At 65.7% G+C, this 233-nt stretch carries 1 pseudogene; it reads right to left on the bottom strand.

Annotated features, from left to right (window positions below):
- Positions 1 to 233: pseudogene (locus ACUYLD_RS25820) on the bottom strand (hypothetical protein); the annotation flags it as partial.

Here is a 233-nt window from a genome sequence, read left to right as displayed (position 1 = left end):
CCACTCGACCGGCTCGTCGATGACGAAGCTGTAGGACTGGATGCCGTGGTGGCGGCCATGATCATGATGGTGGTCATGGTCATGGTGATCGCAACCGGCGCCGCATTCATGCGCGTGGTCGTGAACCGACTGCTCGGCCTTGTCGAACCATGCCGCGATCCTGTCCGCCCGCGCCTCGCCCGCAAGCGTCTCGGCGTCGAGCAGGGTCTCCAGCTCGACATCCGCGACGAGGC

The sequence above is a fragment of the Paenibacillus sp. SER-28 genome, assembly GCF_052906305.1.
This window is presented reverse-complemented; position numbering and strand designations above follow the sequence as displayed.